This window comes from Pseudoflavonifractor sp. MSJ-30 (assembly GCF_018918045.1).
GTDB lineage: Bacteria > Bacillota > Clostridia > Oscillospirales > Oscillospiraceae > Faecousia.
The window spans coordinates 22767-39405 of the sequence record NZ_JAHLPU010000068.1 but is presented as its reverse complement, the minus strand read 5'-3'; the positions used below and the strand labels follow the sequence as shown (position 1 = coordinate 39405).

The window sequence follows — 16639 nt, the reverse complement described above, 5'->3', positions numbered from 1 at the left end:
CAAAAAGAACAATGTCATTGCGAACCAGCGCGCACGCTGGTGTGGTACCCCAAGGGTATTTCCTTCGGGCACAATCCCTCCGATTTTCAAACATCTGCGTTAGAAAATCCTGAATTTTACGTCTATCCGGGGGATTGCCACACCAGTGACTCGGTCACTGGCTCGCAATGACATTTCATTATTTGCTATTTTGACCCATTAAAGTGCCTAGTGAGACAGCCCTTTTGATTTGCGTTACCGGATCTCGACCTTCACGTTTACGGCTGCGTTGGGTTTTCCGGTGGTGTTGCCGGTGAAGAACAGGTTCAGAGCAACATTGCCGGACTTCAGCGCTGCGCCGGGCTGGGGAACCAGAGCAAACTGGCCGTTTCCGAAATCGAGGATGGCGTAATTGGCCCTCTGCTTCGCGTCCTTCAGCTCTACGGAATGCAGGGTGTTCAATGTCCCGTCCGGGCTGGTGAATTGCAGGATCGCCAGAGTGTTGGCGTCCTTGCTGTAGAGCACCGCCGGGGCGGCGGTCACCTTGGCCGTGCCGGATTTCAGGGTCAGGTTTACCAGCGCGGGCTTGGCTGCGCCCTGAACTGCCAGCTCCAGCCGGTACTTGCCCGTAAGCTGCAATTCTCCGGCGCGGCTCAGCTTCAGCTTGCCGTCATCGGCCCAGGTCAGATCAAACAGGTTCGTCACGTCCTGGGTGTAGTTCTTCCCGTCCGCTGCCCAAAGGATCTTTGCCTGTTTTTCCAGCGGCGTATAGCCCAGATAGTTCCTGTAGCCGGGGGTTACCACGATCTGGGTGGTGTCCCGGATCACATCGATGAAGCCGGTGGTTTTCGCGGTTACCACAACGGCGGAGGCCTTCTCCGCGGGAACCTTTACGGTGAGCGTGGACTTCCTGTTGTCCGTTGCCCACAGCTGCACTTTGTAGGAAGCGCCGTACTGGGTGCTGTCATTGACGGCAAGGGTCAGTGTGCCTTGGGTGTAGGAAACAGTGAGGCCGTCGCTGGGGACATTCCTGCTGTCCGTCACCAGAATGCCCGGAGTGCCCAGAGTGTAGCCTTTGGCGGTCGTGGTGACCTGTACCTGAGCCCATTCGTTCAAAGCCCTGTTCAGGCTCAGGCTGGTTTTGCTGAGCTTCAGGGGAATGGCGGTCTGGGTGACCTTCACCTGTACCGTGGCGGAAACGGCGGTGCCGTCCGGCAGCTTTCCGGTTTCGGTGAGCAGACAGACAGTTCCGGCGTCCAGCTGGCCGGTGAGCCGGAGAAGTCCGTCCTCGCCTACGGTCAGGTAGTCAGTCAGTTCCACGTCCTGCGTGTCGCGGCCACGCTTCAAAGAGAGGCTGTAGGCGATGTCCGTCAGAGCGCCGGAGTAGTTTTTCAGGGCAGGCACCAACGCCACACCCTTTTCGGGATAGGTCAGGTCGAAGCTGCCCAGGGCCTTCAGGCGCATGGTCACCTTCTGGCCGGCGGCCAGCGTCTTCACCGTCAGTTTTGCGGCCTTGCCGGTGGGGGCCTGAAGGGACAGCGCGTAGGTCGCTTTCGGGGCGGTGCCCGGTTTCACGGAGACGGTAAAGGAACCGTCCGCAAGGACCGGGGAGACCGTCAGTTCGTCATAGGGATTTTGGACGGTGACAGCGGTCAGATCCAGGTCAGCGGGAGCGGCGGTCACCTTCAGCGTGATGCTGTCTCCCAGCTCTCCGTTCAGGCTGACGGAGCTTTTGCTCAGCTTCAGCGCGGGAGCCTTGGCGGTGACGGTAAGGGGCAGGTACAGCACGGAGTCGGTGTTGTAGAATCGAACGCCGATCTGCTGCTTTCCGGTGGGAACCTGGCCCGTGGGAATCAGGCGGAACTCGCCGGTCAGCTGGTCAAGTTCGGTGCTCAGGAAGCCCTCCGGCAGGAGAATATCCCGAATGCCCAGAGACTCCGGCGTCTCCTTGCCGCAGTTCAGCCTCAGGGTCACGCCGGTGCTGTCCTGATCGGACAGGGCAACGGAAGACTTGGAGAGCTTGACGGCGGGAGCTTTCTGGCTCAGCTTCACGGTGAGCTTTACCTGAGCGGGAATGGCCCATTCCGCGGTATAGACCTGCAGGTTCAGTGCGGCGCTGCCGGAAGCCGGAGCGTTCCGCAGGGTCAGCCGGGTGCCGTCCATGGCCAGCCACTGGGGAAGCTCGCCCTCAATGCGGGTGACGGTGCCGCCTGTGATATTCAGAGCCTGGCTTTGGTTCGTATAGAAGGAATTGAAGGTCAGATTTGTGCCCTTCAGCTTCGGGGTGCTTTTTTTGACCGCAATGGTCACGGCGTCCTCCGTCCGGTATTCCACGCCGCCGATCAGCACTACCAGGCGGCTGGTATAGCTGTTCTTAATTTCCTTTGCCGGGGCGTCCAGCGCCTGCCGGGTGGGCACCAGAAGCAGCTGCCGGTCGTCCTTGACCTTCAGGTCAAACAGGGCCCGGGCTTCCTCGTCCTCAAGGTAAGCCCCGGTAACGGCCGCACCGTTGTCCTGAGGCGCCATGCGGAAGACGGCAATCTCATTCTGGGCCAGCCGCGGCAGAATATCCAGAGCGGCGTAATCCGTGCTGTAAAGTTCCGCCGTGACCTTCTTTACCCCCAGATCTACGCCCAGAACCTCCTCATTGGGCAGCTCTTCCGTGACGTCCACCCGGCACCGGGCGGTGAGGGTGTAGCGTCCGTGGGTGACGGAGGCGGAAATGTAGGTCGTGCCTGCGGCAGCGGGGGTCACATTGCCGTTTTCGTCCACGGCAGCAATCTCCTCGTTGTCAGAGGCCCAGACGAGGTCGCCGGCCCACTCCGGGGGCGTCAGGTCCGCGGTAAGCTGTTCGGGCAGAGCGCCCGCGGTCAGCGCCAGATATTCCCGGTCCAGCGTCAGGGAGCGCTGGGCGCTGATGCCGTAGAGCTGGGTCAGGGCGGTGACGTCTGTTCTGGGAATATAGGTGAACTGGGCCGCGCCGTTGGCGTCCGCGGTGGCCTGCTCGATGTACTGCAGATCCTCCGGGGCCACGCTGCCCGGCTGCAGGCTTACAATGAGTACATATTCCTCGCCGGGCTCCAGCCCCGTAAAGGCGGCGGTCCGTCGGCCGTTTTTCACGGTTTCCTTGCCGGTGTAGGCCGCCAGCGGCGTTACTGTGCCGAAGGTCTGTCTGGCGCCATGGGGGGCGATGCAGAAGCCTCTGGCCGCCAGCGCCTGGATATCCGCGTCCTCTGCGGGCGGCTCCCCGGTAGTCTCCGGGTCGGTCTCTTCCGCGGGAGCGGTGGTTTCGGGGACAGTGGTTTCGGGGACAGTGGTTTCGGGGACAGTGGTTTCGGGGACGGTGGTTTCGGGGACGGTGGTTTCCGGGACAGTGGTCTCGGGGGCAACGGTTTCGGGAATGGCTTCCTCGGGAATCGTATCCGCGGGATCCGCCTCCGGCCCCTGGGTCTTGACGGCGTTATCGGTGTTGGCCGGATCCTTGTTGGTGGTGCCGTCGGAGAAGTGGATGGTGGCGGTGGTCAAGGTTTCGTTTTCTTCTCCTATTTTCACCTTGGCCCAGTCTTCCGCCGTGCCCAGGTACCAGACATCGCCTCCAATGGAGCTATTGGCAAAGACATGATCCTTGATTTCCTTCAGACTGGCGGGAAGCGTCAGCTTTCCGTCAATATCGCAGGAGTTGAATGCCCAGCTGTCAATGACGGTCACCTTGCCGGGAATCGTCACATCTCCGCCGAAGCTGGCGCCTTCAAACGCGGAATCCGGGATGGAGACGGTGCTTTCCGGCAGTTTCAGCCCGCCGGTGAAGTGCGCATAGGTGAAGGCATACCGGGTGCTGGTGTGGGCAAGCTTTTCGGAAATGACCAGATCTCCCGTGAAATGGATGCCCGCAAAGGCGTCGTAGTAGATTGTGTCCAGACTTGCGGGCAGCTTCAGGGGGCCGGAGAATTTACAGCCGTTGAATGCCTCGTTGTAGATGGAGGCCAGTCCGTCCGGCAGGCTGAGGGTGCCGGTGAGCGGGCAGTCGTAAAAAGCCCGTTCATCGATCCAATCCAGGCTGGCGGGGAGGGTCAGCTTTCCGCTCAGGGATGTGCAGCCTTCAAAGGTACCCTCATGGATGACGGAGACACCGTCCGGGATGACCAGATTGCCGCTGAGGCCGGTGCAGTTCATAAATGCTCTGATCCCAAGGTAGGTCAGGTTTTGGGGCAGCTGGATGCGGGTCAGCCCTGTGCAGTCCGCAAAGGCAAAATCGGAGATGGTCTCCAGAGTGTCGGGCAGCTGGATGCTCCGCAGACTGCCGCAGGCGGAGAAGCTGGAAGCGCCGATGGAGGTACAGCCCTCGCTGACCACCAGCTTTTTGGGCTTTTTGTCAAACCAGGGAGCGGTGGTACGGTCGCCCATGTAATAGTAATAGTCCCACATGTCGCCGGTACCGGTGATGGTCATGGTACCGCTGTCGTCAATGTTCCAGTACAGGTTGTCGCCGCATTTGGTGGGGTCATGGTCGTCAACGGTCACCTGACAGGCGGCGCTTACCGTTCCCTTGCTGTTCTGGTAGGTAGCGGTTACCCATGCCATACCGGCACTTACCGGAACGAGCACACCCTGCTCCACCCGGACAACGCCCGGATTGCTGGAGGACCAGCTGCAGGCGTTGGTCACATTGGCGTTGACCATGGTATCGTTATAGACGGCCCGAAGCGATTTGGTGTCGCCGCCCACGTAGAGGCCGACGCTGTCCGTGGAGAGCATCAGGCGGCCGACAACTTCAGAAGGAGCAACCTGAAGCTTCAGCTTTTTCTCCGCATCATGTACGGTAAAGGACTTAACAACGACATCGCCTTCGCAAAGGTCATACTTCCCGTTGGGTATGTAGAAGGAGACTTGACCGTTTACGTCACTGGGCTTTATGCTGCCGCCTACGATTTGCCCATAGTCGCCTCTGTACTGAACTTCGTCAATTTTGCCGCCGTCTTGATTATACAGCTGATATTGACGGCCGGAACTGGGAATTCCCGCTGTATTGGTCACGGTTATGGACACACAGTATAGCCTGTGCGGACACTTGGTCAGACCCATGTCCTGATAGGAGGCGGAAACATAGGCGTCAAACAGCTTGCTTTTCTTCTCCGCAAGGGTGACATTGACTTTTATAAAATCCCCCAATGCTTTGATTTCCAAACCTACCGCAATGACGGAATCGATCTCGCCCTCCAAGCAGACGGCGCAGAGATGGATTTCGGAAGAGCTGGTTGTAGATGCGGATTGCCATGTATCATTCAGGGATAGTTCCCCGCCAAATTTCAGACTTCCGCCCATGGCAAAAACCTTTTCGCTTGCGAATACGACTTGGATCATGATCTTCAGACCGACGAACAGCTTTCCGCCGCCGGTGACGGAGAATTTCAGAGTAGGTTTCTTGCCAAGGTCCTGTGTGGTTCCCAGGTCTGAGTCAAAGGCGTGTCCTACGGTCTTCGTGAGAGAAATGGTGACGGCGCCGCTGACGGTAACTTCGAAGACGAGGCTGGGCTTGATTTCCAGCCGTGCGCCATAGGCCAATGGAATTTTGATAGCAGGGAACTTAATATCCGGAATCGGTACCTTCGCATTGACGGAGCCGCTGAATTCCAGGGATGTATCCAGTTTGTAGGAGGTATAGACATAATTGAGTTTGATGTACATGCGGACTTCTGTCGTCCCTTTGAGGGACACCTTGCCGCTCAGGGTTTCTCCCATATCCACAGAAAAGCCGAGGCTGAAGGTATCTTTTGTTGTCCCGCGGCTGCTAAAGGTTTCAGGTTCACCCTCATAACAAATGGCGTTCTCCGGGAAAGTAAAATCCTGAACATCAGAGGAAACCGTGAGACTGGGATCCAGGTCGGTGTCATCATAGGTGACCTGACTTGGGTCGCCGTCAGATTCGATCTTCACCAACTCAAACACGTCCGACAGATCCGCGTCAGGGTCCTCCGTAATGGTGACGGTGGTACCGGTCACCTGTACGGCAAGGGCCTTGGCAATGACGATATCCCCGTCGGCCTTGGCGTAGGCGAAGGAGTCCCCGGGCTTCAGGGCCAGCAGTTCAGGTCCGGCGTTTTCAAAGACATACACGCCCTCGCCGGTCTGGGCGAAGGCCATGGGCTCGTCGTCCGCGTAGGTGCTGCTCTCGTACAGCAGCAGGGTGTTCTCTCCGAAAACGGCGAAGTTTGTCTCGTCGCTGTCGTCCAGATTCAGAACTCTGGCGGGGTCGAAGTCGTCCACCGTGGCCTCCCGGACGTCCTGCACCGCTTTGGTGTACAGCTGGGTCCGGAACTCTGAAGACAGAGGCTCATTCGTCTCGGCGTCCAGCAGGAAGGCGCCGGCGGAATAGTACCGGGGCATGGGGCTGATCTGGATGTCCACCTCAGCCTGAGTTTCCTCCGGGCTGACCTCCGTGACGCCGGAGCCCAGCATTCTGGCGCCGTCCTCGGTGTAGATGGCGACAACCAGCTTGGCGGGCCGCTCGGTATAGTATTCCGCGTAGGCCGTGGTGCCCTCGATCTGCAGATCGCTGATCCCGCTTTGGGGCTCCTCCGAGCCGCTTTCCACAGGCTGGCCGGCAGACGGGTCCGCGTCCAGCGTATTTACCAGCAGGCTGCCGAAGGAATTGGTGGCCTCCATGGTGGTTTCGTTTTCGCTCTGGATGTTCTCCGTCCCCTCTGCCGAAACCTTCGGCGGCAGGAAGGAGACCAGCGTCACCAGAACCAGCAGGGAAGACAGGATGCGTTTGAACATGGCGTTTCCTTCTTTCTCTGTTTCCGTATCTTGAAAACATGAATTTTTTATGAATACAATGATAACACAGAAGAAACGCCATGTCCATAGTAATTCCCTGAAAATACCGCAAGAAAGGAAAGTGAAACGTAAAAAATGCAATCGTTTCAAAAACCGCTGCGCAAAAACCGGGCCGCCCCGCAGGGCAGCCCGGCAGATGGATTCAATTCTTCACATTCAGCGGCCCCAGACGGATGACGGCCAGGGTGGCGTCGTCCTCGCCGCTGGCGTAGGCGCCCAGCAGGCGTTCGGCCAGGGGGCCTGTGGGCTCGATGGCGCTCTGGGGCGCAGGGGGATCGTCAAAGGTCACTCCGTCGCTGGCAAGCACCAGCGTTTCCCCCTTTTGCAGGGAAAGCCTTGCGATCCGTTCCCCGGAGGCCCCAATCTCCATGCCCGGGGGCAGCCCCGGCGTGCCGATGGTGCGGACGGTTTTGCTGCTGAGAAGCAGGCTGGGGGCGGCCCCCCATTTGTAGAGGCTGGCATAGCCGGTGTCCAGACGAATTTCGCACAGGTCCGCGGTGACGGCCCCGGCGCCGCCGGTCAGGAGCAGGTGACTGTTCAGGCTTTTCAGGGCGCTGCCCGGGGGAAGTCCCGCCGTCAGCATTCCCTGCAGGAGCCTCAGGGCTTTCCCCGCCTCCGCGGCGGCGGGAAGACCGGTGCCCATGCCGTCACACAGAAGAATATAGAACCGGGGGCCCACGCCGGGGAAGGCGGCGCAGCGGTCGCCATCCGTCCGGAGCTTTTCCCGGCTGCGGACGCTGACGGAGACCCGATAGCGGATCTGGCCCATGGTGAGCCGCAGGGGCAGGCTGTCCGCCAGCCGCTGCAGGTAGCGGGAGAGCATCCCGTATTGCTGGGCCACCGCCATGCGGTATTCCGTCAGGCGCCTGTGCTGCCCCTCCAGAAGCCGTTGCTGGTCCCGGAGCCGTGCCGCCTCCCGCAGCACCCGGGACGTATGGGGACAGGAAAAGGAGAGCGGGTCCGTGAAAACGCTGTCGTCCATGGACAGCTTCTGAGGGCAGCTGTCCGTGCGGGGACAGTCGGCGCAGGCCGCGGTCTTCAGCCGTTCCGCCCGGTCCGGAAAAGCGTCTCCGGGGCCGGGGATCTCCAAAAGCAGCCCCTGCATTCTGGCCAGCACCCGTGCCTCCTGCTCCAGCTGCACCTGCGCCCCGGCGGTGCCCCGGACGGCCGGGGGCAGCAATAAATTCCAGGGGATCAGCGCGCCCAGCAGCCCGCCGGTACTCACCCCCAGCCAGGCTCCGATATTCCAGCTGCGGCCCAGTGCCATGCCCAGAATGCAGCCCGCCCAGGGGCCGAGGCCCCGCCGCCAGGGTTCTTTTACAGGGAGCTGCCGCAGCATCCAGGCGGCGCAGAGCCCGAAGGTCAGCCCCGGCAGGCCGGACCATTCCAGCGCCGCCCCGGAGAGCACCGCCGCCGGGAGGGGCCCGGCCGCCGTGGCCGCCCCCGCGGCGGCGCAGGCCAGCCCGGTCAGGCCCGCCGCGGCCAGAGCCCGTACCCCAAGGGCAAAGCTCAGCAGCAGCGCGGTGGGGTGGCCGGTTTTCAGGGCGAAACCCGGAATCCAGACCCCCAGGCATCCGCTTGCGGCCCGGAACAGGCCCGAAAGGGCATCCCCATGGAAGAAAGGGACGGACAGTCCGCAGAAAAGCCCGAATCCGCCGCCAAGAAGCAGCAGATTTTCCTGCCTGAGCACACGCGGCAGGGAATTCAGGGCCAGTGCCAGCAATGTCCAGCACAGCCCCGGCAGCCATTGGCTTTGCCAGAAGAGCCGGTAGCCCGCCGCCGCGCCCAGAGCGGCCAGCAGGGACCATGGCCCCGGGCTTGCCGCCGCCAGAGCCGCCCCGAAAGGGAGGCTCTGCCCCCTTCCCGGAATGGCCGCCAGCAGCATGGCCCCGCCGCCCAGCACGATCCCCTTGCAGAGCCGCTCCGCCCAGGGGGACGCCGCCAGCAGATCCAGATCCCGTTTCTTCCTGCGAAGATATCCCGCTACCGTCATAAGTACAGCGCTCCTCTCATAGATTTCGTACAGGCCCAATGTAGCATTCCGGGAATCGAAAAACCGTCGGAACAAGATGCTTGCAATGGGAAATTCTCCGAGGTATAATACGGGAAAAGCAAATTTTTCCCTTCAGGAGGCCTTATGGCAAGCGAATTTGAGGTAAAATACCGTTCTTCCCCCAGAGCAATGGCGGCGCTGAAGGCGGCCTGCGGCCCCTTTGAGACCATCACCATGGAAACGACCTATTATGACGCGGCTGACGGCGCTCTGTCCGCCCGCCGGTGGACGCTGCGGCGGCGTCTGGAAAACGGAAAAAGCGTCTGCACCCTGAAAACCCCCGGCGGGGGGCTGGAGCGGGGCGAATGGGAGGTCGCCTGCGGGGATATCCTGTCGGCTGTCCCGGCATTGATCGCTGCCGGCGCGCCCAAAGAGCTGGAGGAACTGGTGTCCGGCGGCGTCGCCCCGACCTGCGGGGCAAGATTTACCCGGCTCGCCTGCCGGGTTGCCTACGGCGCTTCGGAAATGGAGCTGGCGCTGGACGAGGGCGCGCTGCTCGGCGGCGGACGGGAAGAGCCTCTGTGCGAGGTGGAGGCCGAGCTGAAGCGGGGGAGTAAGGAAGATACCCTTGCCTTTGGCGCGTTCCTGGCGGAGACCTACGGCCTGACGCCCGAACCCAAAAGCAAGCTGGCCCGGGCCTTGGCCCTGAGACCGTGAAAAAGCAAACACCCCGCCTTGACGTTTCAGACGGGGTGTGGTATAGTAAATATGAAAAGAGCATTGCCGATAAAAGCGGTCTGCTCAGAGATTCAGTTTTTCACGAAACATGAGAAACCGTCACTTGGCAGAGTGGCGGTTTCCGCGTTTTACAGTGATTGTAATGGTAAAAATACCAATATGTACAGTCAAAGTAATTGGCATGGAGCTCACCCCCTTTTGCAGGAGATGTAGCAGACCGCCTTATCCGTATTATGGCAATGCCCTTCCCGGCCCTGTAAAGGACCGGGATCATTTTATCAGAGGATGAAGAAATTGTCAATTCCCGGCAGAGAATGGGATTCCCTTTTTGACCTTTTTCGTTTATAATAAATCTAAAAAACGCAAAGAGCGCGATGCGAAACTTTCTTCTCAGTTTAGAAAGAAACGGTATGCTGAAGAAAAATCGGAAAGGCGGTACTACCATGCAGAAAAAGACAGCGGCGGCCATCGCTTTGGGGGCCCTGGCCGGGATCGGTGTGGGCGCGGCGGCGGTGAGCTGCGGGGCCAGCAAGGCCATGACGGATCTGGCCATGGACCGGAAGATTCCCGGCTACAGCCGATTCTTCAATGTCTCCGGCAAGAAAAAATCGGACGGCGGATTCTCCGCGGCCCGGAAAAAGGCCATGGAGGCTCTGGAGGCCCTGCCCCGGCAGGATGTGACCATCCGCTCCGCGGACGGCCTGACCCTGAAGGGCCATTTGCTGACCTGCAAATACCCCCGGCGGCTGATTATCGCCTTCCACGGCTGGCGTTCCTCCTGGAGTCGGGATTTTGGCCTCGTAGCCCCCTTCTGGCTGGAAAACCACTGCAATGTGCTGCTGGTAGAGCAGCGGGCCCATGGGGACAGTCAGGGGGATTATCTGGGCTTCGGCCTTCTGGAGCGCAGCGACTGCCAGCAGTGGGCCATCTGGGCCGACAGGCAGAATTTCGGCCTGCCCATTTACCTGGCCGGCATCTCCATGGGTTCCACCACGGTGCTCATGGCGGCGGGACTGTCCATGCCGGAAAGCGTCCGCGGCATCATTGCCGACTGCGGCTTTACCTCTCCCAGAGACATTGTGGGCCATGTGGCCAAAAAGAATCTGCACCTGAATTACACATGGCTGCGCAGCTATATGATCGACCGGAATTTCCGGAAGAAGATCCATATGACCACCAGCAGCTATTCCACCCTGACGGCTATGAAGCAGACCGGCATCCCTGTTCTCTTCATCCACGGCACGGAGGACCATTTTGTGCCCATTGAGATGACCTACCGGAACTACCGGGCCTGCGCCGCCCGGAAGCGGCTGGTGGTGGTCCCCGGTGCGGGGCACGCCATGAGCTTTTATGTAAACCCGGAAGCCTGCGGCAGAGCCATGCGGGAGTTCTGGAAGGAATTCGATCTGACGGAATAAAGCACAGCCCCGGCGCTTTTATGCCACGGGATACCCGTCAGATTGTTGGGGCAGGGCGTTTGTAAATCCTGCACTTTGCAGGCTGTCACTTTGGGAGAATGTTTTGTATAATATGACCATAATCAGAAACAGGAGGTAAACAATTATGGCATTTTCTCTCGACAGCAAGGTAAAGGACATTCTGAAGAATCCGGCGGCGGCAGCGGTTCTGGATAAGTACAGCCCTGATGCTTCCAAGAATCCCCAGATGAAGCTGGTTGGCGGCCTGACGCTGCGCAAGCTCGCCAGCTTCCCGCAGTCGGCGTTCCTCAAGCCCCATCTGGAGGAACTGGACAAGGAGCTTCAGGCGATCGAGTAATTACCGAAGCCAAAAAGGAGCCTGACCACAGGCTCCTTTTTGTATGCTGCATGAAAGGAAAACAATATGGATCTGAAAAACCTGTTTGGATATGAGGGAAAAACGGTTGTCGTTTCCGGAGCATACTCCGGCATGGGACTGGCTGCGGCACGGCTGCTGCAGGAGCTCGGGGCAAACGTTTATACGATCTGCCGCCGCAACGGGCGGCACAGTAAGCTGGATTTTCCAGTCGCAGGCGAGCTGTACGCCGACTTCGGCGTCAAGGCGGATCTGGATGCGCTTGCAGATGCGCTGCCGGAAACGATCGATGCCATGTTCCTCTGCCACGGTATCGCGCTGAAAGCGGATGCCTCCAATGCGCTGGAGGTGCAGAAGGTCAATTTCCTCGGTCACAAATATCTGCTGGAAAAGACGCTGCCAAAAATTGCGGAGAACGGCTCTGTCAATATCATCGCCTCGACCGGCGGCTTTGGCTGGCAGGATGCCTTTGCAGACTGCGCAGCAGTCGTAAATGCCCCGAGCTATGAGGCTGCGCTCGACTGGTATGCCGCGCACCCTGATGTCATTCAGAACGGCTATGTCTTCTCCAAGCAGTGCCTGTGCACGTATGTCAAAATGAAAGTCCACGCGCCGGAATACATCGACCGCAAAATTCGCCTGAATGCCATCAATCCCGGCAATACGATCACGGGACTGACCGATGAGTTTAACCGGAACACCTCGCCAAACGGCGACGCAGCCGAGGGAAAGGCCGTCATTGAGGCGATTTTTCTGGACAGCTGGAACGGTCGCTGGGCAACCGCGGAGGAAATGGGCTATCCTCTGGTCGCCATCGGCAGTCAGATCTTCTCTTATATGAGTGGTCAGATCATTTATTTTGACTACGGCATGAGCAGCGTCTGGGAAACAGATGCGCTGGACGCCGCACCCAACTGATTTTGCCCGGTTCATCCCTTCAAAATGGGCGGCACTCCGATTGGAGCGCCGCCCGTTTTATGTGCCTGTCAAATCTGCGGGACAAAAACCCCGGCGTTCTGACCGCCGTCGGCGAGAATGTCCACGCCGTTGATGTATCCGGCACCGGCAGAACACAGGAACGCCGTCAGCGCACCCATTTCATAGGGATGGCCCCAGCGTCCCGCCGGAATCAGTTCCAGCTGGTTTTCTGCGGTTTCCGGCTGGTTGTCAATGAGCTTTTGGTGCATGGGGGTCAGATAGCAGCCGGGAGAAATGGAGAGGATGCGGCAGTGCTTTTCCGCAAACCGGGAAACATTCTTCTGGGTAAAGTAGATCACAAATTTTTTGGACATGGCATAGGCCAGACCGGCACGGAAAAACTCGCTTTCCTCATCCTCGGCTTCTCCGGCCAGAGCCAGCATTTTGTCGTAGAAGTCCGGCTGATCCCAGCATTCAAAGGCCTGGGTCCATTCCTCTGTCTGAGGCATGGTATAGGCCGCCACAGAGGAAAAATTGATCATGACGCCGCCCTCGGCCAGAACCGGATAAAAGGCCTTGACCATGTTCACGGTACCCACCGCGTTGATCCGGATGATGTTCTCCGTACCTGTGTCACTGGGGGAAACGCCGGAGGTGTGGATCACCCGCCTGACCTCGCCCAGAGAAGCGGCGTAGGCCGCCAGAGCCTCTGCCTGGACGGCATCCGAAATATCCGTTTTGCAGATGTAGCTTTCAATACCTAGTTCCTCAAACTGTTCCTTTGCGGCGGCCATTTTCTTTTCATTCCGTCCGGCCAGGACAATGGCAGAGTCCTTGCCAAGCTCCTTGCAGATGGCCTTTCCCATGCCGCCGTGACCGCCGGTTACCACTGTGATGGTTTTCTTCATGTTGATACCTCCTGATTTTTATGGGCCGCCCCCTTATGGGGGCGGCCCGGGACGTTAGAAACAGGTCCAGCCGCCGTCACACTTGAGTTCTTCACCGTTGACGTAGCGGGACTGGTCACTGGCCAGGAACAAAATGGCATCCGCCAGATCCTCCGGCATGGCAAGCTCCCCGGAGAAGTCCAGCAGCTTGCTGGTCCTGCCGAAGCCGAACTCGTCGGCGGGCGGCATGACCAGCGGAATATCGGTCACGACGCCGCCGGGCGAGAGCGCGTTGCAGCGGATGCCCTCCTCCATGTACATGAACGCCGTGTTCTTCGTCGCCGCCAGCACCGCGCCCTTGCTCGCGCAGTAGGCCGCGCCCGCGGTCTGGTGCGTTGCGCCGACGGAGCAGATGTTGACGATTACACCGCCGTCGCCCTGTGCTAGATACTGTTTGCATTCCTCGCGCAGGCCGTACATCAGGCCGAACGTGTTGATGCGGAACGTCTTTTCCAGCATTTCATCCGACATATCGGCAATGGCGGTATTGTCGTCCATCACGCCCGCGCAGTTGACGGCAACGTCCAACCGTCCAAACGTCTCGACTGCCTTTTTCACCATGCCCACGGCTACCGCCGTGGCGCCGACGTCGCCCGCGTACCACGTCATTTCACCGGGAGCATCCTTGCATTCCTCGGCCAACTCCTTCAGGCATTCTTCGCGGCGGGCGACCGCCACGACCTTCGCGCCCTCGCGGCAGAACAGCTCCGCCGTGGCGCGCCCGATCCCGGCGGAAGCGCCGGTCACGATGCAGACTTTACCATCTAATCTTCCCATAATGTCCTCCTCAGCAGAAAACCTTGTTTACGACAACAGCGGGCGAATCGTTGCAGCCGACGGTCAGCTCCGCACCGTCGGGGACATCTGCCCGGACTGTGGCGAAGCCGATATTCTTTTCCACGGTGTAGCCGTAGATGGTCTGGGCGCAGCGGCCCACCTCTACGCCATACCAGTACACCCGCTCCCAGATGGAAATGTCCTCCGTGGATTCCCGGGAGAATTCCAGACCCACCATCCGGTATTTGGGGTTGGCCTTCCGTTCCAGGGCGGCCTCTTTGCCGATGAAGTCTTTCTCGGTGGCTACAGCCCAGCCCAGGCCGCATTCGCAGGGACTCAGGTGCTTGAAATCCTGCTTCAGCGCGAAGCCCTTCTCCATGGGAATGGAGCGGACATAGACCTCCAAAGTTTGCAGTTCCCGGCCGCCAACACTTTCCACGGCTTTCAAAGCGGCATCGTGGATGGCCTGACTCTGGTCAAAGGCGGCGTAAATCTCATAGCCGTTTTCCCCGGTGAAGCCGGAGCGGTGGATATAAACGGGAATATCCCCGATTTTTCTTTCACAGATGGCAAAGCGTTTCAGCTCGTCCACCGGTGCGTCCAGCAGGGCATTCATGGCCTTCAGGCTGTCCGGGCCCTGCACGGCGTACATGTCCCAGTTGTAGGTGATGATTTTCGCCTGAATGTCGGCGTTCCCCTTGTGCTTTTCGATCCAGGGCAGCAGCCGGGGGCCATACAGGTCAGAGACCCAGTACAGGCCGTCAGCCATGTGCATGACGATCACATCATCGATGATCTCTCCCTGTTCATCCAGAGAGGCGGTGTATTTGGACTTTCCGACAGGCACCTTGGACAGGTCGCTGATGTAGATTTTTTGCAGCACCTCCAGGGCATCCTTACCGGTGATCTCCACCAGATCATGGGTCCATCGATAGAAGCCAACGCCTTGACGGATGGCCATGGCATCGGCGCGGGCAACGGTATCTTCTTTAAACAGCATATTCCGGCACCTCCTTACAGCATCCGCAGATCTTCTTTGCGGATGACCTTGATGTACATTTCTTCTTCCTCCCGGTCCTCAATGACGCAGGACCACTCAGGGCTGACCAGGGTCTTGGCGGCACCGTTCCACTGGGCCTCGTAGGCGTCGATCAGTTCATCCAGCGGGGCCATTTCGTAGCGGGCGGTGAAGTCTTCACTCTTGACCTTGATCCAGGTCTCGTCCCTGGTCCAGCGGACCATTTCGTAGGGGACCTGCTGTACATCCAGCATATAGCGGATATAGCCGCCCAGAAGCCGTCCGTCGTTTTCATCCATCTCGTGGGGAACGCCCAGGAAGCTCCGCAGGCCCTCCTTGGCAAAGGGGTCAATAAACTGATTCTTGCCCGCCGTGGCAAACACAATGCGGAATACCCGCAGGAACTCCTCTTCGTCAGGGGCCATGTCCTTAATGGCCATCATGGGGAACTGGATGGACCAGACCCATCCCATCTGGGCGACCCAGTGGTAGGCGGTTTCCAGAGAGGTCTCTTCTCCGAAGTTCTGGGTATACTGGCCGTTGCGCAGGCACTGCCCCTCTTTGACCATCCGCTCCCGGGGGGTATCGTGGATGGGGTCTACCGGCTGCTGCATATGCTCCAGCCAATCCTGCTTGGGCAGGTTATAAACATCCCGGCGCTCCGCCACCACCCGGCAATGCTTGTTTCCGCAGCCACGGGCCTGACACATGTTCAGAGCCACCTCATTCTCCGTTCCGTTGGAGGAGGCCAGGTCAAAGTTGGCGGTGAACATGCTGGTGGTCATGTTGCAAAGCTCGCTGCCTACAATGTCCCAGGGGCAGGTATCCAGCTCCTTTTCCACCCGGTTCCGGGTGAATTGTACCACACGACCGGCCATATTCTCCCATTCGTCACCGGAGTCGCCGGTGATGCCCCCCAGCCAGCTGGACTTTTCGCAAAGCTCCGGGATGTTGAAGGCTTCATAAAGGGCTTGGTTTACATAAGCCTTTTGTTCCTCCGGGGAACCGGCCACTGCCATATTCATCATATTGGCAATGTCGCAGATGGCGGCGGTGCGCTTTTCCCAGCTTGGCTCAAAGATCCGCATGACCTGGAAGAGGTTGGCGGTCATGGCGGCGATTTGCCGGTTCAGCTGCCGGTAGGCCTCTTCTTCCGTGATAAGCTTGCCCCAGGCGGTGGCGAAGCATTTTCTGGTATCCAGTTTTTCTTTCAGCATGGTGTGCCTCCTAACTTCTTTAGGGAAGCTCTGATTAAATCGACAAGAGCTGACGGCGAAAGATTTTGGTTCCAGGCAAGGTTTGGAAAATGAGGGAATACTGTATGTATTTCCCATTTTTCAAACCGCAGACTGGGAGCAAAAGATTCGCCGCTCAGCCGCAGACGATTTATTCAGAGTTTCCTTAGCTGTAGCTCCATTATAGTGAAAAAACACCGAAGAGGGTATTCTACAAAAACGGTGTTTTTGCCCACCCTGCACCGTACAATTTGTATTCCGCCAAACCATACAATTTATAGGGGCGAAATTTGTGAATATTCCCTATAAAGCAAGGACCTCCCATACAAAATGTACGGGAGGTACCTTGACAGCGTTCCGGAGAAAAACTATAATAAATGCAATCTTCTATGGGAGGCGGCCT

General features: G+C 58.9%; 10 protein-coding genes. 4 read left to right on the top strand and 6 right to left on the bottom strand.

Features of this window, described 5'->3' with window-relative positions:
- Nucleotides 1–234 precede the first annotated feature (234 nt).
- Together KQI10_RS10585 and KQI10_RS10580 are read right to left on the bottom strand one after the other, a co-directional pair.
- Complete coding sequence (locus tag KQI10_RS10585) at nt 235–6756, bottom strand: leucine-rich repeat protein (protein ID WP_216567371.1); 6522 nt, start codon at nt 6754–6756, stop codon at nt 235–237.
- A 202-nt stretch (nt 6757–6958) separates the two neighbouring features.
- Complete coding sequence (locus KQI10_RS10580; protein WP_216567370.1) at nt 6959–8809, bottom strand: PP2C family protein-serine/threonine phosphatase; 1851 nt, start codon at nt 8807–8809, stop codon at nt 6959–6961.
- 144 nt (nt 8810–8953) lie between these two features.
- Here KQI10_RS10580 and KQI10_RS10575 point away from each other — a divergent pair, with 144 nt between their 5' ends.
- The 4 genes from KQI10_RS10575 (at nt 8954) to KQI10_RS10560 (ending at nt 12259) form a co-directional block, all read left to right on the top strand.
- The gene (locus KQI10_RS10575) at nt 8954–9526 is read left to right on the top strand and encodes an inorganic triphosphatase (RefSeq protein ID WP_216567369.1); all 573 of its coding nucleotides are present in this window, start codon (nt 8954–8956) and stop codon (nt 9524–9526) included.
- Nucleotides 9527–9957: 431 nt separating this feature from the next.
- Nucleotides 9958–10965, top strand: coding sequence for an alpha/beta hydrolase (locus KQI10_RS10570; protein WP_216567368.1), 1008 nt, complete (start codon nt 9958–9960; stop codon nt 10963–10965).
- A gap of 145 nt (nt 10966–11110) precedes the next feature.
- Nucleotides 11111–11323: a hypothetical protein gene (locus tag KQI10_RS10565; RefSeq protein WP_216567367.1), complete on the top strand. Its 213-nt coding sequence runs from the start codon at nt 11111–11113 to the stop codon at nt 11321–11323.
- 66 nt (nt 11324–11389) lie between these two features.
- Nucleotides 11390–12259, top strand: a complete 870-nt coding sequence (locus KQI10_RS10560; RefSeq protein ID WP_216567366.1) for an SDR family oxidoreductase — start codon at nt 11390–11392, stop codon at nt 12257–12259.
- A 68-nt stretch (nt 12260–12327) separates the two neighbouring features.
- Here KQI10_RS10560 and KQI10_RS10555 read toward each other — a convergent pair whose 3' ends face one another.
- From KQI10_RS10555 to KQI10_RS10540, 4 genes are read right to left on the bottom strand one after another with little or no spacing between them, the layout of a single operon-like run.
- A complete protein-coding gene (locus KQI10_RS10555) occupies nt 12328–13167 on the bottom strand; it encodes an SDR family oxidoreductase (RefSeq protein WP_216567365.1) in 840 nt (279 codons plus the stop codon).
- A 54-nt stretch (nt 13168–13221) separates the two neighbouring features.
- Nucleotides 13222–13983 (bottom strand): SDR family NAD(P)-dependent oxidoreductase, encoded by a 762-nt coding sequence (locus KQI10_RS10550; protein ID WP_216567364.1) that lies wholly within the window; start codon nt 13981–13983, stop codon nt 13222–13224.
- Between the two features lie 10 nt (nt 13984–13993).
- On the bottom strand, nt 13994–14983 hold the full coding sequence (locus KQI10_RS10545; RefSeq protein WP_216567363.1) for an aminomethyltransferase family protein: 990 nt from the start codon (nt 14981–14983) through the stop codon (nt 13994–13996).
- Between the two features lie 14 nt (nt 14984–14997).
- Nucleotides 14998–16218: a hypothetical protein gene (locus tag KQI10_RS10540; protein ID WP_216567362.1), complete on the bottom strand. Its 1221-nt coding sequence runs from the start codon at nt 16216–16218 to the stop codon at nt 14998–15000.
- Nucleotides 16219–16639 lie beyond the last annotated feature (421 nt).